The organism is Fictibacillus sp. B-59209 (assembly GCF_036216745.1).
GTDB classification, from domain to species: domain Bacteria; phylum Bacillota; class Bacilli; order Bacillales; family Fictibacillaceae; genus Fictibacillus_C; species Fictibacillus_C marinisediminis.
Map to the genome: position 1 here is coordinate 112,260 of NZ_JARMMC010000020.1, position 24,990 is coordinate 137,249.

Here is a 24,990-nt window from a genome sequence, read left to right on the forward strand (position 1 = left end):
CTCCTCTTTACCCTGATTACACTACTTACCCTGCATCTTATGCAAATTGTGGAAAACGGGTGTGGACAGCAGTCTGCCCGTTTCAACTATTGGAGCAAATGGGTATATAGAAGATAGAAACCTTGAAAGGGGCTCCTTTATGGAAAAAGATTTGTCACAGCACAAAGAACATGCCCAAAGAAAAGCAGAAGAATATAAAGATGAAGCTGCACCATGGATCGTCCGGATGGCCCGCCTAGGCCATTTCTCAAAAGGAGCCGTTTATATTGTCATTGGAATACTTGCCGTAATGACAGCATTCGGTTTGCAAGGTAAATTAACCACTTCCTCAGGTGCCCTCTACACCATTGCCAAGCAGCCCTTTGGCTCTGTTATGCTCGCTGCGCTGGCTGTAGGACTTGCAGGCTATGCACTGTGGCAAGTCATCATGACGGTCTTTGACCCCGAGCATAAAGGAAATGACGCAAAAGGATGGATGGCGCGAATCAGTTATCTCATCATCGCTGCTATATATTTCAGTCTATGTGTAAGTGCAATCAAAATAATCTTCAGAGCGAGTGCCAACTCGTCAAGCCAAAAATACCAGACCTTATCCGCAAAAGCGCTGGCACAGCCCTTCGGACAAACAATCATTGCGGTTATTGGTGCTGTTTTTATCGGTATAGGGGTTTATAACTTCTACAAGGCCTATACGGAAAAATTCAAAAAAGGGCTTAAACGTCATGAGATGAATCAAAAAGAATGGAAGACCGCACGTTATATCGGGAAGTTCGGACTTTTTGCACATGGTGTAGTATTCGCCATCATCGGCATCTTTTTAATCAGAACAGCCATTCAGGCAGATCCAGATGAAACAAAGGGGCTGGATGGTGCTCTGGCTGAACTTGTAAAGCAGCCGTTCGGTCCAGTGCTCCTTACTATCGTCGCTCTCGGACTGGTCGCTTATGGCGCCTACTTGCTCTTTGAAGCGAAGTACCGAAGACTCGATCCTTAATGATAAAACAGCCTCGTCCCTTTTGGACGAGGCTGTTTTCATTTACCAGGCTTTAAAACTAGTTTTTCTCCGTTTTTGAAGCTGGATTCATTCGTTTCCGTTACATGATAGCGGCCTGTAGTCCAATCTTCAATCTGGTTATCATACCACTTGCTGAGGACATGTCCTGACTGTCCTGGACCGACGACATTGTAGGTTTTCGTCAAGTCTGCAAGATCAACAACCGTTCTCCAGGCAGCTCCATGGTTCACTTTCCCTGTAAGAGAATCCCAGCCTGCAGCACCTACTGTTACCCTGCTTCCTCCCATCGGCGTTTCTTTTGGATTAAACAGCAGGTTCAGCGGCTTTATCGCTGATAGAGGATGATCAAACGGCAATGTATGATACGTTCCCCACTTCCACTTATCGGGATTTTCACCCTGCAGCTTCTCCACCTGTTTAACCGTTCTGCTGAAGGAGATTGTTGCGGCTTTGTCCAGCCCCCCTGCCTCTTTGATCCAGGGACCTTCCTTACCCTCGGCCGCATGACGGATCAGTTCATCCACGACTTGAGCCTTGCCGTCAAACAACGGCATCATCTTTTCATCAATCTTTTTTTCAAAGAGAACATCGCTGAACTCTGGCATCCATAAGTTGAACAGCAGGGGTGCAGCAAGATTTTTGTCATCTTCATGATTCCAGTCTTTCAATAGTTTTACCGCTTTTCTGCCGTTTGTTCCAAGGTCTGCAGTCTTCAAATGGGAGAGAAGGATCGGCAGCATTTCTTCTGCCTGAAGATTTTTCCTGTCGAACTGCAGCTTCTGCATATCTTTTAAGGATAGCTTTTCTTTGGCTGACAGAACATCTTTTATTCGCTGCTCCCGGTAAGGCTGGGCCCATGAATCAGTAATGTGGTACGGGTAGTCGTCACCGATCACTTTATTATTGGCCGTTGCAATAAATCCTTCTTTTGGGTTCACGGCCGTCGGGAGCTTATCCCAAGGAATATAACCCTTCCATTCATATTTCTTTTCCCAGCCCGGTACAGGGACAGAAGCATATTTCTCTTTACGGATCGGAATCAGTCCATTGGCGCGATAGGCAATTGTTCCGTCTTTAGATGCGAAGACAAAGTTCTGGGCTGGTGTATGAAAATAAGTCAGCGCCTTTTTAAACTCATTCCAGTTCTTTGCTTTATTAAACATCAGTACAGCCTGAAGTTCCGTTGAGGGCTCAAGTGCCGTCCATCTCATGGAAAGCGCCGTATTCTTTTGCTTGTCATAAGCAAATTCGGACATGATCGGACCGTGACGGGTAATCGTGACTTTGTAAGGAAGGGTCTTTTGATCTTTCACTTTTATATTTTCTGTGATGATTTTGGCTTTCTCCCATTTTCCTTCATACAGAAATTCATCCGGATGATCGGAATTTCTTTTTTCAATGTAAAGGTCCTGAACATCGGGTCCTACATTTGTGACTCCCCAGGCAATCTGTGTGTTCCGGCCAACGATAATTCCCGGAACCCCCGCAAATATGACACCGCTTACATTCATGCCGGGTGCTTTTAAATGGCTTTCGTACCAGATCGATGGCGTGCTCAATCCAAGATGAGGATCGTCTGCAAGATACGGCAGACCCGATTTTGTTTTGGTTCCGGCCACCACCCAATCATTCGAACCATTGAATTCATTAGGAATGACCGCTTTAGCGAGGCTGCTCTTAATATCCACCTTTGCTTTGCTTGCGATATCAATGATCTCTGCTCCGCCCTTTGGATAAGAAGGGAAAAGATCAAGTGCGTTGCCCTTTGGGAAATTCTGCAGCAAGTAATGCCTGAATGCCTGTCCTTCCCAATGTCCGCCAAGATCAAAGGCCATATATTTTCCAATGGTCAATGAATCGACGGGCGTCCATTTCTTTGGCTTGTACCCCACCATCAAAAATTCGATCGGAAGTGAATTGTTCTTTTCGGCATCCCTTAAGTAGGCGTTCACGCCATCCGCGTACCATTGCAGCACTTGCTTCGCTTCAGAAGAATACAGTTCATACGATACCTCTGCGGCTCTTCGTAAACCAAGCGTCCTGAAATAACGGTCCTTTTCCACCGTTTTCTCACCGATTACTTCGCTTAATTGTCCTGACGCCTGGCGCCTGCTCAAATCCATTTGAAACATCCTGTCCTGAGCCGTAACGTATCCTTGGGCAGTATATAAATCTTTTAAACTGCCAGCCTTGATATGAGGTACACCGTTTTTGTCACGGACAGCTACTGCCGTTCCGGAAAGTGATGGAACGGTTTTTGTACCGCTCACAACTGGAAGGCTCTTTCTTAGTAACCAATAGGCAGCCGATCCCGAAATGGCAGTGACGAGAAGCAGTCCTGCCAGCATAATCACTGCCACTCTTTTCCATTTTTTCTTTTTCGGTATCTGTTTTTCAATTTGAATAGCAGTTTCCACCTGTATTCCCCCTCTTTCTTTATGGCTTCTTTACTCTTGTCTTTTTTCCTTCTCCTGTAAAATCCAATTTTAAGAAATCTCATATGCCCTACAAAAGTTTATATATTTGATAGAAGAAGTAATGATGGTTTAAAATGGTTACTTTGAAAGGGGGAGCCGTATGAAAAAATGGATATGGCTGACGCTCATCCTTTTTGCATTATGTACGCTGGCTGCTGGAGGGTGGTATTACTATCCCCAGTTTAAGATAGATCGCCTGAAGGCACAGAATGCAGCAGTCACTGAATCCGCCGGGACGAAATCCCATTCGGCTGATGTTTCTTATATTCAGCATTTAAAAACCCTGCCTGCAAAAGAGATTCATCATCTAGCTTTGGGAGATTCGGTCATTCAGGGCCGAGGTTCTAATCAAGGCGGTTTTATTAAAATGGCCAGCAGTAATCTGGCTGTCCTTACGTCTAAAAAAGTGCAGCTAGATAATCAGGGAATTTCAGGAGCGACCAGCCGTGATCTGCTTAAACAAATCTCATCCCCAGGTATGTCGGACCGGATAAAATCTGCGGATATTATTACGATCAATATCGGGGGCAACGACCTGGTGAAGCTTGCTTTAAAGGAAGGGCCTGTCCAGGCACTTCAGGATTATCAAAACGTAAAATCTGCTTATGAAGAAAATTTAAATAAGATATTTTCATTGATTCGAAAAGAGAATCCTGATGCTATTCTCGTATACAATGAATTGTATAACGCTGTGGACTCGGGAGAATCCTTTTATCCGGCAACTAAAAAATTACTGAATGACTGGAATCTGATTGCCTATGAAACAACAGCCAAATATAAACCATCTGTTGTGATACCGAGCAGCGAAGTGCTTAAGCCCGAAAACAGGAAAGAATGGATTTATGATTCTATTCATCCCAACGACAAAGGCCACGAACTGATTGCGGAGCAGATGATTAAAACACTTAAAGCTCCTTATAAGAAAAAATAAAAGGGGCTGTCCAANNCCGCAGGAGTCTCGCACCTTGCACTCCAATCAACTTTTCATTGAAGATTTTTCACGTCAAAGGAGCTGCCTGAAGGTCAATTTTCGACTTTCAGGACAGCCCCTTTTCATCTTTATTCAGTGAGCATAAAGTCACGATAAACAAAATTGCCGTCTCTAACCGTCTCACTTCCCTGAACCACTTCAATCTTTTGCCTGAACAATGGCCCCCCAATTACAAGAGTATGGAATTCTCCGTTTTCTCCGCATGGATCTACGTTCTCGGGTAAATCCGTTCTCCAGTCGCCGTTGATCTCACGGCCCAGAAAATCTTGATCCAGCTTCGTCCGATCAAGAGTAGTAACGACGGTCCGATATCCCAACGCGAGAAATTCGTCGATGAGATCCTCTGACTTTGCGCCCCACAGAGGGAAAACAGCTTCCATTCCAGCCGGTTTTAATTTGGCCTCCCTGTACTCTCTGATGTCAGCAAGAAAAATGTCTCCAAACATCACGTGCTGAATGCCGGCTTGGCTCACCTTGTCCATTTCTTCCCGCATCCGCTCCTCGTAGATCTCATTCGTGCATACTTTTGGAATTCTAACTTTACGGACAGGAAAGCCAAGCGCGTTTGCCTGCGCATCAAGAATTTCCTCCCGAATGCCGTGTATGCTCGTCCTTTTAAAATCCTCATTGACTGTCGTCAACAAAGAATCGATTTCATATTCCTTTGATTCCAGCAATTTATGAAGAGCCAGCATGGAATCTTTGCCCCCGCTGAATGAAACTACAATTTTTTTTGTCATCGTCTCACTTCCTTTTGTATCCTATTTTTGGTGTAATTGAAATAGATGGTCTACATATGATTATAAAGCAATGAGGAGGAGAGAATGGAAGAACATTTGGAGTATACAGAAGAAATGCCTCAGCCATTGGTGAAGAAGAAACGTGCCTATCCGGTGACCTGGGGAGGATTCATCTGCTTTTTTGGTGCTTACCTTGGATTCATCATCTTGTTTTCATTGCTGACCGGCATGTTTTACGCGCTCGCAGCTGTCATTTTTGGTTTTTCCATGGCTGGATTTGAAAAAAGCCCTGTCTTCTTGCTGATTGATGCTTTAACGTTCACTGCAGTCATGCTCGTCTTTAAGCGCACCCGTCAATTTATGTTCCAGAAACTAACGCTGGGTGCCCTGAAAAAGAAGAAAACCTACTTCTTGATGGCTTGGGCTCTCATCATTTGCCAGGTATCACAATATCTTATTTTTGAGGTGCTTCATCTCGAGGATCCCGGATCAAACGTAGATGACCGCCTTTTTACAAGCGGGATTGGTATCGCCGGTATCGTTATTGTTATTTTTTGCGCCTGCATTGCTGCACCTGTAACTGAAGAATTGGTCTTCCGGGGATTTCTGTTCCGTTTCTTTCATGAGAGATATCATTTTATTGCGGGGCTGGTTGTTTCTTCTGCTGTCTTTGGCTCTTTGCATATCGGTTATCCGCTGGCTGCCGGTATCATGGGCATAGTTTTTGCTATGCTGTTCTACTTTACTAAATCTCTCGTTCCCGGCATGCTTGTCCATGCTCTATGGAATACGTATGTCTCCATTGTCGAGCTTCTTTCTTAAGTGTATTTAGCAAAAAAATAGAGGCACCTTTGTAAGGGTGCCTCATATGTATAGGGGATTTATATTATCTCACCTTTAAATCTTATTGATAAGCATCAAGAGACTTGCGACTTGGTGCCTATTTTTGCCTCTTCATGGCATTACAGCCTTCAGTCAGACGATATAACTAAGACCTTTACGCTAGCCCCATAATCCTTTAACCAGCTGATCGCCTTTTATGAATCCATTAATCCCGTTCTTCTCAAGCAGATAATCCACAACCTCCTGCCGATCCATCCCTATAGTCTCCAGCCCTTTGGCGATCGTCTTAAGGTAAGCAAAGGAAGGAGGCACAAACTCTTCTTCCCCCATATCATGGTTGGATGTAAACGTGAAAATCGGCTTGCCTTCGCAATCTCCCAAATAAACGATGGTTCCGTACCATCCCTCCGTTAAGGGAAGAAAACGGGATTCCTTAATTCGGGCGAAATCAATCTCTAAACCATCGATGCCGTTTTCCTGTGAAGCAACATCCATAAACTGCTCTTCAGAAATCAAATACATTCTTCCTGCTGTCTTCTCATTTTCACCTTCACGGTGGCCGATGAACGCCACTCCTCCTGTTCCCCATTTGCTTTCCTGTTTAGAAAAATAAAGCGGGTACTGAATGTTTACCGGCTGGTCAGCCAGTGGAGGATCACAATTGCGGCATCCTCTCTCTGGTTCAGAGCTGCCTTCGGCCTGCTTTCCCTCTATATAACAGCTGAACCTGTCTTGGTTCATATTTGAGCCGTAACTTGCATACCATACATAATTCATCAATCTGCCCCTCTCTTACAAATAGCGCACTTGCTGTTTAATATAACGCTTTAAATAACTCGCAAAGTCCATAAAACTGTTTTTATCCTCAAAAATGCCCTTTAGGGTGTCAATCTGCGGGAATATTCCATGCCGGTTAAATCTTACTGCCGTAATTCCACGAAAAAACTCGCTTCCATCTTCATTCAGTATGACAGTACACACCATTACTTCTTTTGTCTCTCCAATATAATGCTCTTTTAATTCAATTACATCCACCACATCAAGCTTATATTTCCGCATAATCAAACCTCCCCTTTTATTGTAGCAAACGGTGAAACAGAAAACCCGGCTGTGTTTTTAACTATTTCCCTGCAAAAACAGCATCAATACAACCGGGATATAAAAGTAGTAAAAATGGCATGTATTTTCCTTTAAACTTCAAATTGGAGAATATTTATTCCATTTTGCTTGGTAACTTGGTACCATTGCACTACTGGAAAAGATTTGAAATAGTCTTAACGATTCTTGTTATAAATTGACAATCGGGATAAAATAGGAATATATAAGACAGGGGTTGCTGCTTATCCTGATACAACGTTCTAGCCCGAAATAATTAGGGGGAGGGAATGGTATGACAGTATTCGAAGCAATGTCGTTAATGATTGGTTTTTCAATGCTAGTTCTGACCATTATTCGCTCCAAGGACAACGATTAGGGTTACATCACATATCTCATACAAAAAAGCCATGCGGCATCGCATGGCTCTTTTTTAGTATTATTTTATTTCTCTTTTTTCTACAACTAATTCATTTTCACGAACATCAACACGTAATTCTGTACTTTCTTCTTGCTCCAGAAGGACATCTGCAACAGCATCCTCCACTTTCTCCTGAATCACTCTGCGCAAAGGACGTGCGCCGAACGATGGATGATAGCCCAGTTCAGCAATTTTCTTTTTCGCCTCATCCGTAAAACTGATAGAGATGCCTTGTTCAACCAGGTTTGCTTTCAATTCTGTAAGCATAAGGTCTACGATTTGAACAAGATCTTCTTCTTTAAGTGACTGGAATTGCACAATACTGTCAAAACGGTTAAGGAATTCTGGCTTAAAGTAAGAACCGATCGCATCGAGAATGCTTGTTTCTTTTTGAACTTCAGCCACCTCGTTTGTAAATCCTAATTTCTTCGTTTGTTTAATTCCAGAACCAGCATTGCTCGTCATGATAATGACTGTATCCTTAAAACTTACCGTACGGCCCTGGCTGTCAGTGAGGCGTCCATCTTCAAGAATTTGAAGGAACATGTGCTGGACGTCCGGATGAGCTTTTTCAATTTCATCGAGCAGGATGATGCTATAAGGCTTGCGGCGCACCAGTTCTGTCAGCTGTCCTGCTTCATCATGGCCGACATAGCCTGGAGGTGAACCGATCAGCTTGGACACGGCATGTTTTTCCATGTACTCACTCATATCGAGGCGAATCATGGCTTCCTTATCACCGAACAGTTCTTCTGCAAGCGACTTCGTAAGCTCTGTTTTACCTACCCCAGTCGGACCGACAAACAAGAAGGATCCAATTGGACGGCTTTTGGCTTTAAGGCCTGCACGGCTTCGGCGGATGGCTTTTGATACTTTATCCACCGCTTCTTTTTGTCCGATGACTTTTTGGGATAAGTTTTTCGCAAGATCTTTCATTTTTGCCTGTTCGTCCGCTTGAAGCTTCCTTACAGGGATTCCTGTTTTCTGTTCAACGATTTTTTGAATATCTTCCAATGAAACCTCTGTTTTCATTTTTGGTTCGTTTTCGGTCAGTTTTTCCTGAAGCTGAAGTTCTTCCTGGCGAAGTTTGGCTGCAAGCTCATAATTTTCGCTCAATGCTGCTTTTTCTTTTTCCTTAGAAATTTCTTCTAATCGTTCTTCAATAGAAGAAGTTTCACTTCCTGAGTGCAGCAGATTGATTTTTGAACCTGCCTCATCCATGAGATCGATCGCTTTATCTGGAAGGAATCGGTCTTGAATATAGCGGTGAGAAAGATTTACACATGCTTTTAGAACATCATCAGAAAAGCTTACTTCATGATATTGTTCATATTTTGGAGCTAGTCCTTTTAAGATTTCATACGCTTTTTCTGGCGTAGGTTCATTAACGATTACTGGTTGAAAACGGCGTTCAAGCGCGGCATCCTTTTCAATTTTGCGGTATTCTTTCAGTGTGGTTGCCCCAACAACTTGAAGCTCTCCTCGTGCTAGAGCAGGTTTTAGAATGTTACCCGCATCCATAGATCCTTCCGCAGACCCGGCACCGACAATCTGATGAATTTCATCGATGAAAAGAATGACGTTCTTGCGTTTTTGAAGTTCAGCGATCAGCTGCTTCATCCGTTCTTCAAACTGGCCGCGGATTCCTGTATCAGCAACAAGAGATGCCACATCCAGCAAATAGACTTCTTTAGATAAAAGTTTAGCCGGCACAGAGCCTTCTGCAATTTTTAATGCAAGACCTTCTGCAATGGCTGTTTTACCTACCCCTGGTTCCCCGATGAGAACAGGGTTGTTTTTATTTCGGCGATTCAAAATCTCAATGACACGGCTGATTTCTTCTTCCCTGCCGATCACTGGGTCGACCAAGCCTGCTTTCGCTGCATGGCTTATATTGCGCCCGAATTGATCCAGGAATCCTCCTCCGCCACCCTGCTGGGTCTTAGGAGACTGCTGCTCGCTGGAAATACCTGAATTCATTCCGCCGCTCATCATTTGTTTAAAGAATTCGTCAAAGGATGAGAATTGATTCATAGGATTTATACCTCCTGCAGTGTTCATGGATTGTGTTACTTTATGGTAGCAATCTGTACAAAGCGTTAATTGTTGTTTGTGTTGATTAAAAGAAACATTCATATGAATAGTCGCAGGATTCACTTTACATTGTTCACATCGCATAAAGCATTTCCTCCTTCATTGTAATAGGTCATTTGTTTTGTCTGACTTTGACTATCTTTGACCTTATGGCTTTATTATACTTTGACCTTCTTTGACTTTCAAGGTTTTTGCTCAAATAATTTATACTTGCTTATTTTAAGTGTGTATCATTATCTTTGGTTTCTAGTACCTTACACTTCTTGTTCCCGAAAATCAAATGATCTGTTTTTTTTATGAATCGGAGACCACAACCCAATAAAAAAGCCCGCTTCATGAGCGGGTTCTTCACTATTTAATCTCAAATGTTTGCTTCTGTCTGTAATCGTTATCCTCATCTATTGCCGTGAGCCAGATTTCAATCGTATATGTTCCGGCTGGCAAATTTTTGACTATGATGTCCTGTGTATAGGTTTCTCCTTGTTTTAAAGTGATCTTCGAAAGAGCTTGAGTAAACATATGGTCATCTGAGTATTGATAAACTTTTTTGCCCTCTTTATTTTTCACAATGTAGTCAAATTTCTTACCGCTTGTGAATTCAAATATTTTGACTTGCTCTGTCTGATTTTTCAGTTCATAGCGCAATAGCGCGCTCCCAGCTTTTTGCTCGAGAATCGAAAGTTTAGGCTCGATGGCGCCTGCAACAATTCCTCCGCCATTGTTTCTTTCAGGATCGTCTTTTTTCTGTTCCTGCTTGTTTCCGTCTCCCATGACTGGTTCTCCCTTCTTAGCCTCATTCTTTTCCGTTGTGCCGCATCCGGCTAAAACGATGATAAACCCCAATATAAGCAGCCAGCTTTTCAATGTCATCACCTCACACATAGTCTTGGCTGATTTTTGTTATTTTACCAGAATAAAAAAAGGATTTTTATGTCTACATCTATAAGTACCCTTAAGAGAGATTATTCAACATACACCCAAGGGAGGATTTTTACATGCCAGTACTACATGAAGATTTGCTTATAGAAATGAAAAAACTTACCGATGAAAAACGTGCAACAAGCAACGAGACGATCCTTCAGCAGCACAGCAAAGATGAGTCCCATCATTCACCTGTACTTCCGGAAGTGGTGGTTTTTCCTGATTCAGCTTCCGAAGTTTCTTCTATATTACAATACGCCAGCGAACACCAGATTCCTGTTGTTCCTTTTGGAGCAGGTTCAAGTCTTGAAGGTCACTGCATTCCACTCCAGGGCGGCATCTCTATTAATTTCCAGAATATGAACAAGATCTTGGAAGTGCGTGAAGAGGATTTCCTAGTCAGGGTGCAGCCGGGGGTAACGCGTACACAATTGAATCAGGCATTAAAAAAGTACGGTTTGTTTTTCCCTGTTGACCCAGGAGCAGATGCTACGTTAGGCGGGATGGCAGCAACGAATGCGAGCGGTACGACTAGCGTGCGGTATGGAATCATGCGGCCTCAAGTCAGAGATCTGGAAGTCGTCCTTGCAGACGGCTCGATTATCCATACAGGCGGGCTCGCCGCAAAATCATCATCCGGGTATCATTTGACAAGTCTTTTTGTCGGTTCGGAAGGCACGTTAGGTGTATTTACTGAACTTACACTCAAAGTCTATGGCATTCCTGAAGCTACTGTTGCTGGAAGAGCGGTTTTCCCTAGTGTTAAAGCGGCGGTAGATGGCGCAATATCTCTTCTTTCCTCAGGAAACTCACTAGCCCGTGTAGAGCTTGTTGATGAATATTCCATCAGGCAGGTCAATCAGCACAGTGAAACCTCCTATCCCGAAAAGCCCACTCTTTTCCTGGAGTTTCATGGTAACCCATCCGGTATGCAGCAGGATGTTGCCTTTGCTGAAGAACTGTTGTCAGCTAACGGTTCTGAAGATCTGATATTCGAAACAGATTCTATAAAGAAGGCAAAGCTTTGGGAAGCAAGACATCACCTTGCCTATGCATTTAAGCATGGGTTTCCTGGAAGAGAGATGATGCTGACAGATGTGTGTGTGCCCTTATCTGAATTAACAGGCGCTGTGGTTTACGCCCGTGAACTGATAGAAAGGGAAGGTCTGCACGGCGGAGTTCTCGGACATGTCGGTGATGGGAATTTCCATTCTATTCTCATGTTTGATAAGAGCAGCGAAGAAGAAACACAAAAAGCCAATCGTATTAATGAGATGATTGTCGAGTATGCCCTTTCTAAAAGAGGAAGCTGTACCGGTGAACATGGAATCGGAATCGGCAAGATGAAATATTTGCAGCAGGAGCATGCCGACACCCTGCCATTGATGAAAATGATCAAAGAACAGTTCGACCCCCGCCATATTTTAAATCCGGGGAAGGTTTTATTTTAAAAACAGCAGATTAAGGAGAATGCGGACAGGGTAATAATAAAGTACAAATTTACCTTAGAAAGGACTAATCCATGAAAACTCTAATCATCCTAGTACTCGTAGTCATCCTTATCGTTCTGTTTATGAAAAGAAGAAGATAGTACTTAAAGAGGGGCTGTCCAAGAAGTCTGTAAGCTGTTGATTTCCGTTCCAGGCTGCTCGCTTTCCGCGGGGCGTGCGNNCGACTTTCTGGACAGCCCCCTTTTTTTAGGTATAATACAAGCTGTTTAGTAGAAAATAGGAACAAGTGATTTTCACTATTTAAAACATGAACAGAATAATGTCCCTTAATATCCTGATGTTCCCCTATCGGTAAAGGTAAAGACCCATATCATCCAATCCGGCACCAGTGTTTAGTTGGAAAAGCCGAAGCGCCTGGGGCTAGACATTACACATCTATAAAAAAGCCAGCTCTATTTGAGCTGGTCTAGTTCGTTTTTAATGCATTTAAATCTTGATTCCACTGCATCGGCTGCCAATGTGCAAGATCGTAGCTGCCTCCATCTATGTTTTCCTTTTCCTTGGACAGCGTCTCCAGAAGTTCCTGCGGCAAATGCCCTGTATTCAGAGTAAGATCAATGGAATCATCCGGTGAGTACAACAGAACAGTAAACAGCTTTTTATTTACCATATCCATCCCGTGTACATGCAGATAGCGAAGATCATTCATCCTGTATACGAAAAAAATTCGGTAGGGGGACATCTCATCATCCTGCCTTTTTAGAATCAGTATGTCCCGGGTGCCTATTTCTAAACGACTGAAAATGGATAGATGGGCAATTTCACTTGAACAGTTGTTCCTTTATTCTTTTCACTCTCAAAAGAAATGTTACCGTAATGTTCTTTTACAATTTTATAGCATACCATCAGACCAAGCCCTGTTCCCTTTTCCTTAGTCGTATAAAAAGGTTCTCCTAATTTTCCAAGCCTGTTTTTCGGTATGCCCGAACCCTGGTCTTCAATCTTAATCACTACGCTTCCTTTTTTCTTTATGACAGCAAGCGTGATGATTCCTCCTTGATCCATGGCTTCAATGGAATTCTTTAACAGATTGATAAATAACTGCTTCAGCTGATTTTCCACACAATAAATAGAAGGAATATCTTTATCCACTTTTAATTGAATCTGTATGTTTTTAATAATGGCTTGTGTGTCCAGAAGGCGAATCACAGATTGAAGCATATCTTCTAATGAACTGTATTCGAAGTGGACGGCTTGCGGCTTGGCCACTAGCATAAGCTCCCCGACAATGTCATTAATTCGTTTTAATTCCGTCAGCATAATTGCAACATATTTGGTTTTCATCTCTTCATCTGTTTCCTTTAAAAGCTGGGCAAAGCCGATTAAGGATGTAAGGGGGTTTCGTATTTCATGGGCGACTCCTGCCGCCAGCTCTCCCAGAACAGAAAGCTTCTCCGACTTTCTTATCAATTCCTCAGTTTCCTTCGTTGCTGTAATATCCCGAGCGATCGTTACGAAGCTTTCTATCTCGTTCCATTCGTTAAGTACCGGAACCGCATTAGTCTCCATGACCAGCCAATCTCCGTTTTGATGCATCAGGCGACATTCAAAGGTAAAAGGTTTTTTTTTCATTTTGGCCTTCGCAAAGGCAGCTCTAAGAAATTCCCAATCATCCGGATGAATCCTTGAAAAAAGAATTCTGTTTATTTCATCTAAGTTACTAGAGAATCCGAGGATGGCTTCATGGGAAGGTGAACTATAGATCAGTTCCCCATTGGGATTGGCTACGGCGATTAAATCTTTAGAATGCTCGGCAATGACACGGTACTTCGCCTCACTCTCACGGAGAGCCCGCTCTGCCTTTTTTTGTGCTGAAATATCCCGATAAATCAAACAGAAACCGATGACTCTGCCCTGCATGTTGCGGATCGCAGAAAACGATATGGATACATCAATCCTTAATCCATCACGCCGGACTCTCTGGGTTTCAAAGGAAGGAACCGTACTTCCTTCGGCAAGAAGGCCCATAATACTTTTAGATTCCGCTTTGAATTCATCCGGTATGATAATGTGCGAATCGATTTCATCGGATAGAAGGTCATGCTCTTCCCAGCCGAACATATTCTCAAAGGCATGATTGACCTTGATCAGATTTTCTTTTGTATCGACAATTAAAATGGCGTCAGTCGTGCCCTCGAGTACAGATTCCAAAAGTTCGAGCGCGACACTCAGCTCTTCTTCCTTTTCTTTATGCTGGGTGATGTCCCTTCCTGTCACAAACAAAAACAAAGGATTCCCTTCTTCGTCAAAAGTAGCTTGTTTGATTAATTCAAGATAAATATACGATCCGTCTTTTTGCTGCACTTCTTCTTGAATTTTTATCGGATTTCCTGTTTCCCAAGCCTTCTTGTCTGTTTCCTTTGACCGCTCGATCATCCCTGCATTACACCAGGAGTTCTGTTCATCAAGAGCTTTTCCTTTATACGTACAGCGGTCCACTCCACATACCTGGAGTGCAAATTCATTAGCCTCTATCCAATGGCCTTCTCTATTTTTCAAGCATATAAATTCAGGCAAAACATCAATTAATTTTTTGAAAACACCAAGTCTCGGAAGAAGTTCATCTTTGGTTAGCATCATTTTCAGTCCACACCCTCAACTATCATTCTGTCGTATTGTGTCTCAATCCCTTTTATATTAGATAATGGAGTAAGGTTTTCCTTCAAGAATTTACCGACAAATAGAGACAATAATAGGCATGGGAAAAACTTTGTTCATCAAAAAAAGCCCCGTGACCCGGGGCTTTTTATTTTATACTGCTTTAACGGCTTCTTTCAGTGATTTTCCTGGTTTAAATGCAGGTACACTGCTTGCGGCGATCATGATTTCTTCCCCTGTTAGAGGGTTGCGCCCTTTACGGGCGTTGCGGTTGCGAGTTTCAAAAGTTCCAAATCCAATCAGCTGGACGCTCTCACCCTGCCTTAATGCATTGGTAATCGATTCAAGAACAGCTTCCACCGCAAGGGTTGACTCTTTTTTATTCATGTTTGTTGCAGATTTTACTGCGTCAACTAAGTCTTGTTTTCTCATGAAAAAAATCCTCCTAAAAAGTAATTTAATATATTGCATTTGCTACCATTATTAACGCTTTCTCACTTTTTATACATCTGTCCTGCATATTTCCAAACATGAAAAGATCCCGGTATACAAGGCCGGAATCTTTCTCTTAACACTTAGATTGTCTCTCTAGAATCCATACACGGTCATTCCGCCGTCTACAAAAAGAGTTTGTCCTGTACAATAGGAACCAGCGTCAGAAGACAGGAAAACGGCAGGACCGACTAATTCGGCCAGTTCTCCCACTCTGTTCAGTGGAGTGCGGGATAGAATGTCATTCAAATAGTTTTCATCTGCAAGAAGTTCTGCTGTTAACGGTGTTCTGAAATACCAGGGACCAATTGAGTTCACATTGATTCCGTAAGGGCCCCATTCCAGTGCAAGGTTTTTCGTCATTTGGATCATCGCCGCTTTCGTCGAAGCATATACTACTCCCGTTCTTAACGCAACATGCCCTGCTACAGAGGAAATGTTGATGATTCGCCCGTTCCCTTGAGATTTCATAAGTTTAGCGGCTTCCTGGGAAAAATAGAAGGCTGAACGAAGGTTGGTGTTCATGATCTTCTCCCATTCCTCTTCAGAAACTTCCAGCGCTTTGCTTCTAATATTCATACCGGCATTATTGACTAGAATATGTACAGGAATTTGGCGTGATGTAAGAGAATCATATAATGATTGAATTTCTTCCTTTACTGTCACATCTACTGTAAAGGCATATGCCTTTCTCCCAAGTTTTTCGATAGAGCCGGCAACTTCATCAAGATCTGATCGAGTTCGGGAGATCAGTACAACATCCGCTCCAGCTTCAGCAAAACCAATGGCCAGTGCCCTGCCGATTCCCCGCCCTGCTCCAGTGATCAATGCTGTTTTTCCTTCCAACGAAAAAGACGGTAAATACATGATCAATCTTCCTCTCAGTTTATTTAATGTAAAAAGACTCGCCAGATAACAGAATATTTCTAACGTAACAAAGTATCCCTCTTTTATCCATTAATAAAAGATATTTTTAACAGAATGAACGATTTACCTTCACAAAACGTATTACTATTGATTCATGAATCAGGTCGCAAGGAGGACACCGTAAAGATGGAAGAAAAAGATTTGGTCAAAAAAGCAAAAAAGGGCGACCAGCATTCTCTTTCTCTCTTGCTGCAGCAAAATTATTCTATTTTGTTTCATTATGTACTGAAAATAACGATGAACCGTTCAACAGCAGAAGACCTTGTACAGGAGACCATGCTTAAATGCATTCAAAAGATTGGGTTATACGAGGGAAAGTCTAAATTTTCTTCCTGGCTCATTTCCATCGCATCCCATCTATACATCGACCAGTTCAGACGCAAGAAAACCGAGCAGAAGTACCAAGAGCGCGAACAGGCATCCCGAAACCTGAAATGGAAAGCCGCTTTCATCAATGAAGAATGGAATGAGGTGCTAGATGCCGTAAGCCTTTTAAACGAAGAAACAAGAACCCCCTTAATCCTAAAGCATTATTACGGTTATACGTACGACGAGATCGGGAACATGCTGAATATTCCCGCCGGAACGGTTAAATCTCGGGTTCATACCGGGTTAAGATTCATTAGAAAGGAGTTAGCTGAAAGTGAAGGAGAATCCAGACTCAGCAAATAACCTTGAAGATAAGCTCAAGGAAAGCCTCTCACAGATTGAAAAATATGAAGAAGTCAGCGTGCCAGACCTTGCCTTTTTTGAACAAATGGTAGCTGAGGAAACCAGCAGAAATAAAAGACAGCTCGCTAAAGAGCTTGCCCTGTTTGGAGTGATAGCTGCTGCAGTTCTGTTCTGCGTGGCAGCTATGCTTATTCGGCTCCCTTCTGTTTTCGTCATCCTTCAGGCTCCCGTACTGATTGGTGCTATTCTGTTTCTTTATAAACATCATAGAAAAGAAGGTGAATGGAATGACACATAACATACACAGCCAGCCGCTTTGGACACTAATTCTCGTTGTCATCATTCTTCTTTGCCAGAGCACATGGCTGTTTCTGGACGGAAGGAAACGCGGCTACCGTTATTGGTTCTGGTCTCTATGGGGATTGATCCAATGTCCGTTTCCTCTCCTCTTTTACCTCATATTCGCAAGAAAAGTGTTCAGGTCCAAACCATAAATCTCCTTAGCGTTTATGTCTGTCCTCTTGTGGGGAAATGGTAACATAAGGAGGAGATATCATTGCAGACATCACTTTACGAAAAATTGGGTGGCAAAGACTCCATAGGAAAAGTGGTTGACCGTTTTTATGATAAAGTTTTGGCCGATTCGAGTGTAAATTATTTTTTCGAAAATATCGATATGGAAAAACAGAGGAAACATCAAACCAAGTTCTTGAGTTTCGCTTTGGGCGGACCCGCTCAGTATTCCGGAAAGTCGATGGCAAAGGTACATGAAGGCATGAATCTCCAGCCTGAGCATTTCGACGCCATTGTTCTTCACTTAAAAGAAGCGCTTCAGGAGTTTAACGTGCCCGAACAAGATATTGAAACAGCAGTTGATCACGTCAATACACTAAGAGATGACATACTTTATAAATAATAAAAAAAAGAGGAGCTGCTCAATCCTGAGTCTGCTCCTCTTTTTTCACTCTTTTTCTACCCATTCCTTCCGCAGGACAAAAAGCTCTCTGAGTTCCTGAGTAGAAAGCTCTGTAATCCAGTTTTCACTCGTGATGACTTTTTCGCTAAGCTCTTTTTTGCTTTCAAGCATTTCATCAATCCGCTCTTCAAGCGTACCGAGCGTGATCATCTTATGAACGGTCACAAACCGTTTTTGCCCGATTCGGTGGGCACGGTCTGTCGCCTGGTTTTCTACAGCTGGGTTCCACCAGCGGTCAAAATGAATCACATGGTTTGCTTCTGTAAGATTTAACCCTGTCCCCCCAGCTTTCAAGGACAGCACGAACACACTGTGTTTTCCATCCTGAAACTTTTCAATCATTTCATCGCGTTTAGCCTTAGGCACTCCTCCGTGCAAAAAGAGCACATCTTCGTTCCAGCGGTTCGCGATATAGTCCTGAATCAGATTGCCCATAAATAAAAACTGCGTAAAGATCAAACACCTTTCGCCCTTTTCTCTTATGGCTTCCAAGAGTTCCACCAGCTTCGAAAATTTATTCGATCGCTCCTCGAGCCTGTTCTTCTTTTCTTCCTTCAGATATAGAACCGGATGGTCACAAACCTGCTTCAGCTTGCCTAATAAAGCTAAAATCAGCCCTCTTCGCTTCATGCCGCCTTCTTGCTCAAGCTGCTGAAACGTATCCTGAATCATCCGTTCGTATAAGGATGCCTGCTCTGCCGTTAGATGGACATACTCTTTAATCTCCTGTTTCTCCGGAAGGTTCAGCTGTACGTGTGGGTCCTGTTTGGTCCTTCTCAATAAGAAAGGCTGAACGAGGCTCTGCAGCTGTTTCAGTCGGCTGTTATCGTGCTCTCTTTCAACAGGAAGGACGAACCGTTTTCGAAAGGCGGCTTCACTTCCCAGGTAACCGGGATTAAGAAAATCAAATATGGCCCAAAGCTCAAGCAGCCGGTTCTCTACTGGTGTGCCGGTCAGCGCAATTTTATGTCTTCCCGATAAACGGCGGATGCTCCTTGATTGTTTTGTAAAACTGTTCTTTATATTCTGAGCTTCATCTAAAATGATCGCATCCCACAAGACATGCTGAAAATCTTCTTCATCCAGCTGTGCGGTCGTATACGAGGTTAATACAACATCCGCCCCCTGAATCGACTTGATAAATGGCTCTCCTCTTATCCTTGAAGATCCATAATGAAGGAACACGTTTAAATCAGGTGAAAAATGCTGCAGTTCTTTCTGCCAGTTTCCAATGACAGAAGTCGGACAGATTAGAAGTGCAGGAAATCCCCCCTCTTCATTATCTTTTCTTGTTTGAAGCAGGTAATCGATGGTCTGGATTGTTTTCCCCAGTCCCATGTCATCCGCCAGACATCCTCCAAGACCGAACTTCCTTAAAAATTGAAGCCAGGAGCTCCCTGTTTTTTGGTAGTCCCGAAGACTTCCCTGAAAGCCTGGGGCCGTAGGCTGAATCGGAATCTCTTTCACTTCAGACAGCTGTTCGACCATTTTGGCAAGGTCTGTGTTCAGCTCAATATTGACATAGCGCAGCAAGGAAGGCTCTTCTTCATTGCTGTCTTTCACGGGCTGCATGAGGTGCTGTTCCAAAATATCCTTCAGCTGAAGGCCTTTGCGGTTCACACTCTTCATAACCTGTCTGACCTCACGGATAAAAGCAGGATCGAGCTTGAACCATTTCCCTTTAATTTTCACTAGGCGCCTGCGGCTGTCAACGAGCTTCAGGAACTCCTCTTCGCTCAATTCGATGTCGCCTGTGGAAACTTTCCAGTCGAACTGCACGATGGAATCCAGCCCTAAAAATGACGGAGCGTATCCGCCAGTTGAACTTTTCACTTTCGCTTTCAGGTCCGGCTGAAGATCTTTCAGCGCTTCCCACCATGAAGGAAGAAGGATTTTAAATCCCCCTTCTTCCAGCCATTGACTCTTCTCATTTAAAAAATCCCATGCTTCATTTTCCGTCAGCTTCGTTTTAAAAGAACCATCCTTCTTTTGAAGAAAAGACACAAGTGTACCGGCAAAAGAAAGATCTTCTGCTATTCGGTGCGTAAAGGGCTGCCATTCTTCCGGAAGATCTTCCGCTGCCCCTGTCCAGTCAAAGTGGATGCTGCTCTCCTTATCCTCCAGCAGCACATCCAGTTTCCAATATCGATCATCTTCTTCAGGTTCCTGAAGCTCAAGAAGGACATCGAACGGCTTTTCATCTTTTTTCCAACCCAGTTTAACGAGCCATGATTCCTCTGACAGATTTTCATAAAGTGTATTTTTTTCGAGAAGATGTTGAAACGGAAACCGGTCGAAAAAGGTAGGATCCGCATCCAATCTTTTTGGTTCTTCAAGAGCGAGTTCATCGATCGCCGTGTTCAGCCAATGGGACAGTTCTTTCCCGGTGGCCTCTATCTCCCATTTCCATTCACCTTTTTTCCAGGATTCAAAGCTGGGTTTTACTCGGTGTTCCTGCAGTGATACATCCAGCTCCCGGGCATGAGTGATCATGTCTTGAGCCTCTGCGCTCCAATTGTCCTGTTTCAGGAAAAAACGCGGATGCCCTGTGAACAGACGAAACGCATCAACAGCAGACACATAAACATATTGATCATCATCTCGTTCGATAAACGTTCCATAATAAGATTTTTTATGCCAGGCAAACAGCATGGGCATCCAGTCATCCACATGGAGTCTGCGCCCTTTCTGCTCTCCCCAGAACACCATTCTGTTGTCGTTCAGCCATCTGGCATGAAGTACAATGGCGGTCACATCAATCATGTATGAATTTTCCTTTCCTTAGCTCTTCCTGAAAAGCGCGGAGTCTGGCATACTGGCTAGCCAGCTTTTCAATATAATCATCAAACTGCACGTCTCTGTCCAGCTTTTTATAGATTGACTGAAGCTTTTTCAAGAAACGGATGGCCAGCTTATAGGATTTGCGGTTTTTCTCCCTGATGAGCCGGTCAACGGACTGGTGGTACAGCGGAAGAAGCACTTCCATATCCAGCTGCTCCACTTCTTTTAAATCCGTACCATTAATCAAGGAAGGCGAATACCCCATTAAGATCTGAAGCTCGACCCAGCGCTTAAAATCCTGCTGGACGTGCAAAAATTCATTGTATTCATAAAAAGTTACCGGAAGGCAGTCAACGAGCATCTGTTCATACTCCTTTTCCTCCCCCGTGTACTGTGCATATTTCCAAAAGTATTCAATATATTGGTGAAACTGTTCCCGAACAGACGCATCCCGGTAATAATCCTGCGTCTTCTGGTAAAATTCCGGCTTCAAGGCGAGCAGCCATTTCAGTAAAGACTCCCACTTTTCCCAATGAAAAAGCAGCTCAAGCCATATTAAGGCATGACGGGAAGAAAACTGCTCTGTTTTTTCCATCCGCTGATAAGCTTCTGTAAGGTCATCCCTCAAAAAGGCAAAGTGAACGAGCGCCATATCCAGAAACTGAGCCCGGGAACCCTTTTCCTTTTCCTCCAGAAGCTGCTTTTCATAAGCTACTACCCATTGATCCACATGGTAAATGGTCGCCCAGCCTACTTGAAAGACACGAAAAATAATATCAAAATAACGGGCGGGAAGCTTAAATATATTCTGGAATTCTTTTAAACTTTCTTCAATTAAATCCAGATGTTCCGACTTAAGCCTTTCTGCCTGAATCTCCATAGCCGTTTTGAACATCCCATCGACCAGCTGGCTGAGATTAAGTTTAAAATGTGAAGCTAGATAATCGGGCACCCCATATTGCTTTTCATATTCCGTAAGCCTTAGGAAGGTTTCAAGCTGTGCATGAAACCGATACAGCTTTCCTATGTCATCATCCATAAAACTGGCAGCATTCAATAGACCTGGATAAAACTCCTTATGGATGTGGGTGAAGGTATAGCCTTCTCCCCTTTCCAGCTCTTTAAAGGTCAGATTCTGCATCTTATTCTTTTCAAAGTCTTCAAAGCGCTGATTAAAGTTCTTTTTCCATTCATCAACAGAAAGTATGTTTTGAATCACCCGTTTTCTCGTTTTTGGTTCAGCATTCTTTGTGCTGCTCTCTTGCTGATCAGCTGAAGAAATCATGGCTTCCTGCTGTTCATTCTTTTGTTTTCCTCTCCTGCTTTTCCATTCCAATATAAGCTGATAGGGAGGTCCAAAAGAGGCATACAGCTGAAAAAACACAGCCAGCTTATGAGCACATGGCTCGGAGCTGAAGCATGAACAGCTGCTCTCTGAAAAATGCTCAAGATCAAGACTTACCGCATATTCACTCTCTTCAGAAACACTTCCTGTTACAGTCTTGTTATCCACATTAATATTGTATACAGCGCCTTTTTGGTAAAGCGCATAGCCTTCTTGTATCACTTCTCCACTAAAATGAAACAACACGTCTTTTCCAAGTTCCAGAACAACGTCTTTAGGAATCTGCTTACTTAACATGTGAGCCTCCGTAATATAGTACCATCCATTATATCAAAATTAAGGAGGTTCCATTCAATGTTGTGCTTCATTCCTTCAACAATAAAAAAATAATGGACTATATTGCCCATTATTACAGATAATTTAACACTATTTTTTGTAATATTTTGACTACTTTTATCAAATCTCTTTTCGAAATTTAAGTTTTGCTTCATACTAGTTTTTGTGACAAAATCCCTCATGAAAGTCGTGAATGAAAGATGTTATTACAAATGATTGAAAAAAAGCGCGAAGTTTTGCTTTGTCTTGGGAAAACCTACGGGTTGACAGCAGAAGTCACCGTGAAATGCAGCCAGGAACTAGATCATTTGCTGAATCTCCTTTCCCGAATGAAGGGTCGCCCAAAACAGTATATCGAGCAATAACCAGCGCAATAACACAGAACGTAAAACTGCATAACGCAGAAAACGGCGGGGAAGTCTCCCGCCGTTTTTGAATTCTATTAATTTTGAAGAATGTTCTCAATATTCTCGAGAGTCTCAGAGGAAAGTTTAATGCCGGAGGCCTTCACGGTTTCCTCCAGCTGATCCGGTGAGCTCGCTCCTACGATCGCGCTTGAAACATTCTCCTGACGTAAGATCCAGGCAAGGGCAAGCTGTGCAACAGAGATACCGGTTTCTGCCGCTACCCCTTTTAACTGTTCTACTTTCTGAAGCTTATCGTCTGTCAGATGGCGGGATATTGCCTTTTTACTGTTCTCATCTGCTGCGCGGCTTCCCTTCGGAGCTTCTTCTCCTATTTTGTACTTACCTGTTAGCACCCCCTGTGCCAACGGTGACCATACGACTTGTCCGATTCCGTGTTTCTCGCTGACAGGGATCACTTCTTTTTCAATATAGCGTTCAAACATATTATATTGAGGCTGACTGACAACAATTCGATCCAATAATTTTTTGTCCGCAAGGTGGACCGCTTCAGAAATTTGTTCTGCCGTCCATTCACTGACTCCCGCATACAAAACCTTTCCATGCCTGATCAGATCATCGATGGCCCGCAATGTTTCTTCGAGCGGCGTTTCTTTGTCATAACGGTGACAATAGAAGATATCAACATAATCCAGACCGAGCCGCTGCAGACTGGCATTGCACTGCTCGATGACATGTTTGCGGGAAAGCCCTCTATCGTTCGGACCTTCTCCCATCGGCCAAAAGGCTTTTGTTGCTAGAACATAGGAATCTCTCTGGTAATCTTTCAATACCCCTCCCACTACCTTCTCAGCTTCTCCGCGCATATAGACGTTGGCGGTGTCGAAAAAGTTAATGCCGAGGTCAAACGCTTTATTTATGCTGGCCTCCGCGTTTTCTTTCTCCACATAGCCAGCCGTTGTCAGCCAGCTGCCGAGTGAAATCTCGCTTACCTTCAATCCAGTTTTTCCAAGTCGGCGATATTCCATGAAAAATTCCACCTTTCCTTTAATAAATAGGTACGATACAAGTTTAACAGTTTTCTGAAAATTATAAAGAATTACAGCAAGTAAAACCTCACACCCCAGTCATGCCCTGAGTTCATCAAGTAAATAATTCAATGGTTGGAGGGATATAGAACTATTTCGAAATAATTATGTAATCGTTTTGTTACCTTACTCTAACCTGCCTGTCATACACACCCTGTACAATTGCAATTGGCTATGAAGGAAAACATATCCTTTTTAACTAAAACTTTTCGTACTTGAGGAGGTACTACATATGATTAAAAAAGTAATTGCAACAGGAGCGATCGCTGGAGTAATGATGAGTTCTCCACTAGTAGGGGAAGCCGCGTTAGGGGACCATACATTAAAACAGGGCATGTGGGATAAAGACGTGCATCAATTGCAGCAAAAACTCAAAGATAAGGGATATTTTCATTACACTGAAACAACAGGTTTTTATGGAGATATTACAGCGGCTTCCGTGAAAGATTTCCAAAAGAGAAACGGATTAAAAGTAGATGGAATAGCAGGAAAAAGAACTGCTGAGGCACTTCTTCAGTCCTCTTTAGGAAAATCAAATATACTAAAGCAAGGCAATAAAGGCTATGCAGTTTCAGGATTGCAAAGTGAATTAAAAGACCAAGGATTCTATAACTATACTGTGGATGGCATTTATGGTCCGGTTACTGTGAATGCAGTAAAAGCTTTCCAAAAAGCAAAAGGCATCGCTGTTGACGGATTAACGGGTCCTCAAACCATTAAAGCTCTTTATGGTGAAAATGGCGTTCGTGTGAGAACAGAAGTTGAATCTTCTGCTCCAGCACAAAAAGCCTCAGCACCAGTAAAGGCTGCTTCTACTGATCAGAAACAAGGAAAAACAGTATCTGTTGAAGCAACAGCCTACACCGCTGATTGCGATGGATGCAGCGGCGTAACAGCAAACGGTACAAATCTTAAAGCGAATCCAGACGTAAAAGTCATCGCTGTTGACCCGGATGTTATTCCGTTAAACTCTCAAGTGTATGTAGAAGGCTATGGCTATGCAGTAGCTGCTGACAAAGGCGGCGCCATTCAAGGAAACAGAATCGATGTCTTCTATTCTTCTAAACAAAAAGCAACCGAATGGGGACGCAAGAACGTTAAAGTTACCATCCTGGATAAATAATCTTTGCATTTTAAGAAAAGAGGCGGACATGTGCCGTCTCTTTTTTTGTTTGGGCTGCGAACGTTGTTAGTGCGGATTATTCTATGAACTGCTGCTTCAGCTTTTTTGCGTTGTCACAATATCTTTATATGTTTTTCGGCAAATATCTTTTATAATAGGTACAGTATTTGACTAATTAG

Annotated in this window: 24 protein-coding genes; 11 read left to right on the forward strand and 13 right to left on the reverse strand. The window is 43.0% G+C overall.

Features of this window, described 5'->3' with window-relative positions; genetic code table 11:
• The first annotated feature begins 139 nt into the window (after window positions 1-139).
• Window positions 140-994: a DUF1206 domain-containing protein gene (locus P4361_RS17005; RefSeq protein WP_256226555.1), complete on the forward strand. Its 855-nt coding sequence runs from the start codon at window positions 140-142 to the stop codon at window positions 992-994.
• Between the two features lie 38 nt (window positions 995-1,032).
• Here P4361_RS17005 and P4361_RS17010 read toward each other — a convergent pair whose 3' ends face one another.
• Window positions 1,033-3,438, reverse strand: a complete 2,406-nt coding sequence (locus P4361_RS17010) for a penicillin acylase family protein (RefSeq protein WP_425590277.1) — start codon at window positions 3,436-3,438, stop codon at window positions 1,033-1,035.
• A 154-nt stretch (window positions 3,439-3,592) separates the two neighbouring features.
• On the opposite strand from P4361_RS17010, the gene P4361_RS17015 reads away from it, so the two are divergent.
• Window positions 3,593-4,423: a GDSL-type esterase/lipase family protein gene (locus P4361_RS17015; protein ID WP_328090195.1), complete on the forward strand. Its 831-nt coding sequence runs from the start codon at window positions 3,593-3,595 to the stop codon at window positions 4,421-4,423.
• A 128-nt stretch (window positions 4,424-4,551) separates the two neighbouring features.
• On the opposite strand, the gene P4361_RS17020 is transcribed toward P4361_RS17015, so the two are convergent.
• A complete protein-coding gene (locus P4361_RS17020) occupies window positions 4,552-5,223 on the reverse strand; it encodes a diphthine--ammonia ligase (protein WP_328090196.1) in 672 nt (223 codons plus the stop codon).
• A gap of 84 nt (window positions 5,224-5,307) precedes the next feature.
• Here P4361_RS17020 and P4361_RS17025 point away from each other — a divergent pair, with 84 nt between their 5' ends.
• Window positions 5,308-6,045 carry a type II CAAX endopeptidase family protein gene (locus tag P4361_RS17025; protein ID WP_328090197.1) on the forward strand — a complete coding sequence of 246 codons (738 nt, stop codon included), beginning with the start codon at window positions 5,308-5,310 and terminating at the stop codon, window positions 6,043-6,045.
• Between the two features lie 180 nt (window positions 6,046-6,225).
• Here the strand turns inward: P4361_RS17025 and P4361_RS17030 are convergent, their stop codons facing one another.
• Together P4361_RS17030 and P4361_RS17035 are read right to left on the reverse strand one after the other, a co-directional pair.
• Window positions 6,226-6,843 carry a hypothetical protein gene (locus P4361_RS17030; protein ID WP_328090198.1) on the reverse strand — a complete coding sequence of 206 codons (618 nt, stop codon included), beginning with the start codon at window positions 6,841-6,843 and terminating at the stop codon, window positions 6,226-6,228.
• 15 nt (window positions 6,844-6,858) lie between these two features.
• Window positions 6,859-7,125, reverse strand: coding sequence for a hypothetical protein (locus tag P4361_RS17035; RefSeq protein ID WP_256226560.1), 267 nt, complete (start codon window positions 7,123-7,125; stop codon window positions 6,859-6,861).
• A 331-nt stretch (window positions 7,126-7,456) separates the two neighbouring features.
• On the opposite strand from P4361_RS17035, the gene P4361_RS23285 reads away from it, so the two are divergent.
• Window positions 7,457-7,540, forward strand: a complete 84-nt coding sequence (locus tag P4361_RS23285) for a putative holin-like toxin (RefSeq protein WP_353051312.1) — start codon at window positions 7,457-7,459, stop codon at window positions 7,538-7,540.
• A 60-nt stretch (window positions 7,541-7,600) separates the two neighbouring features.
• Here P4361_RS23285 and P4361_RS17040 read toward each other — a convergent pair whose 3' ends face one another.
• The gene (locus tag P4361_RS17040; RefSeq protein WP_328090199.1) at window positions 7,601-9,760 is read right to left on the reverse strand and encodes an ATP-dependent Clp protease ATP-binding subunit; all 2,160 of its coding nucleotides are present in this window, start codon (window positions 9,758-9,760) and stop codon (window positions 7,601-7,603) included.
• A gap of 267 nt (window positions 9,761-10,027) precedes the next feature.
• A complete protein-coding gene (locus P4361_RS17045) occupies window positions 10,028-10,540 on the reverse strand; it encodes a BsuPI-related putative proteinase inhibitor (protein ID WP_175502016.1) in 513 nt (170 codons plus the stop codon).
• Window positions 10,541-10,671: 131 nt separating this feature from the next.
• On the opposite strand from P4361_RS17045, the gene P4361_RS17050 reads away from it, so the two are divergent.
• On the forward strand, window positions 10,672-12,048 hold the full coding sequence (locus P4361_RS17050) for an FAD-binding oxidoreductase (protein WP_062236372.1): 1,377 nt from the start codon (window positions 10,672-10,674) through the stop codon (window positions 12,046-12,048).
• Window positions 12,049-12,514: 466 nt separating this feature from the next.
• Here the strand turns inward: P4361_RS17050 and P4361_RS17055 are convergent, their stop codons facing one another.
• The 4 genes from P4361_RS17055 to P4361_RS17070 form a co-directional block, all read right to left on the reverse strand.
• Entirely contained in the window at window positions 12,515-12,790 is a 276-nt protein-coding gene (locus P4361_RS17055; RefSeq protein ID WP_328090201.1) for a hypothetical protein, read from the reverse strand.
• Between the two features lie 47 nt (window positions 12,791-12,837).
• Window positions 12,838-14,688, reverse strand: coding sequence for a PAS domain S-box protein (locus P4361_RS17060; protein WP_328090202.1), 1,851 nt, complete (start codon window positions 14,686-14,688; stop codon window positions 12,838-12,840).
• Between the two features lie 171 nt (window positions 14,689-14,859).
• Window positions 14,860-15,138 (reverse strand): HU family DNA-binding protein, encoded by a 279-nt coding sequence (locus P4361_RS17065; RefSeq protein WP_053355437.1) that lies wholly within the window; start codon window positions 15,136-15,138, stop codon window positions 14,860-14,862.
• A 156-nt stretch (window positions 15,139-15,294) separates the two neighbouring features.
• Complete coding sequence (locus tag P4361_RS17070; protein WP_062236379.1) at window positions 15,295-16,065, reverse strand: SDR family NAD(P)-dependent oxidoreductase; 771 nt, start codon at window positions 16,063-16,065, stop codon at window positions 15,295-15,297.
• Window positions 16,066-16,251: 186 nt separating this feature from the next.
• Here P4361_RS17070 and sigY point away from each other — a divergent pair, with 186 nt between their 5' ends.
• The 4 genes from sigY (at window position 16,252) to P4361_RS17090 (ending at window position 17,713) form a co-directional block, all read left to right on the forward strand.
• On the forward strand, window positions 16,252-16,797 hold the full coding sequence (sigY, locus tag P4361_RS17075) for an RNA polymerase sigma factor SigY (protein ID WP_062236382.1): 546 nt from the start codon (window positions 16,252-16,254) through the stop codon (window positions 16,795-16,797).
• The gene (locus tag P4361_RS17080; protein ID WP_053355440.1) at window positions 16,769-17,095 is read left to right on the forward strand and encodes a YxlC family protein; all 327 of its coding nucleotides are present in this window, start codon (window positions 16,769-16,771) and stop codon (window positions 17,093-17,095) included. The genes sigY and P4361_RS17080 overlap by 29 nt, the downstream gene beginning before the upstream one ends.
• Window positions 17,085-17,291 (forward strand): sigmaY antisigma factor component, encoded by a 207-nt coding sequence (locus P4361_RS17085; RefSeq protein WP_265408340.1) that lies wholly within the window; start codon window positions 17,085-17,087, stop codon window positions 17,289-17,291. The genes P4361_RS17080 and P4361_RS17085 overlap by 11 nt, the downstream gene beginning before the upstream one ends.
• Before the next feature lie 62 nt (window positions 17,292-17,353).
• The gene (locus P4361_RS17090) at window positions 17,354-17,713 is read left to right on the forward strand and encodes a group I truncated hemoglobin (RefSeq protein ID WP_416054259.1); all 360 of its coding nucleotides are present in this window, start codon (window positions 17,354-17,356) and stop codon (window positions 17,711-17,713) included.
• Between the two features lie 45 nt (window positions 17,714-17,758).
• On the opposite strand, the gene P4361_RS17095 is transcribed toward P4361_RS17090, so the two are convergent.
• Together P4361_RS17095 and P4361_RS17100 are read right to left on the reverse strand one after the other, a co-directional pair.
• The gene (locus P4361_RS17095; protein ID WP_328090204.1) at window positions 17,759-20,536 is read right to left on the reverse strand and encodes a DEAD/DEAH box helicase; all 2,778 of its coding nucleotides are present in this window, start codon (window positions 20,534-20,536) and stop codon (window positions 17,759-17,761) included.
• Window positions 20,529-22,196 (reverse strand): SWIM zinc finger family protein, encoded by a 1,668-nt coding sequence (locus tag P4361_RS17100; RefSeq protein WP_328090206.1) that lies wholly within the window; start codon window positions 22,194-22,196, stop codon window positions 20,529-20,531. The genes P4361_RS17095 and P4361_RS17100 overlap by 8 nt, the downstream gene beginning before the upstream one ends.
• Before the next feature lie 251 nt (window positions 22,197-22,447).
• Here P4361_RS17100 and P4361_RS17105 point away from each other — a divergent pair, with 251 nt between their 5' ends.
• Window positions 22,448-22,600, forward strand: coding sequence for an aspartyl-phosphate phosphatase Spo0E family protein (locus P4361_RS17105; protein WP_231689152.1), 153 nt, complete (start codon window positions 22,448-22,450; stop codon window positions 22,598-22,600).
• A 77-nt stretch (window positions 22,601-22,677) separates the two neighbouring features.
• Here P4361_RS17105 and P4361_RS17110 read toward each other — a convergent pair whose 3' ends face one another.
• Entirely contained in the window at window positions 22,678-23,628 is a 951-nt protein-coding gene (locus P4361_RS17110) for an aldo/keto reductase family protein (protein WP_328090207.1), read from the reverse strand.
• A 292-nt stretch (window positions 23,629-23,920) separates the two neighbouring features.
• Between P4361_RS17110 and P4361_RS17115 the strand changes: the two genes are divergently transcribed.
• On the forward strand, window positions 23,921-24,811 hold the full coding sequence (locus P4361_RS17115) for a peptidoglycan-binding protein (protein ID WP_053355446.1): 891 nt from the start codon (window positions 23,921-23,923) through the stop codon (window positions 24,809-24,811).
• Window positions 24,812-24,990 lie beyond the last annotated feature (179 nt).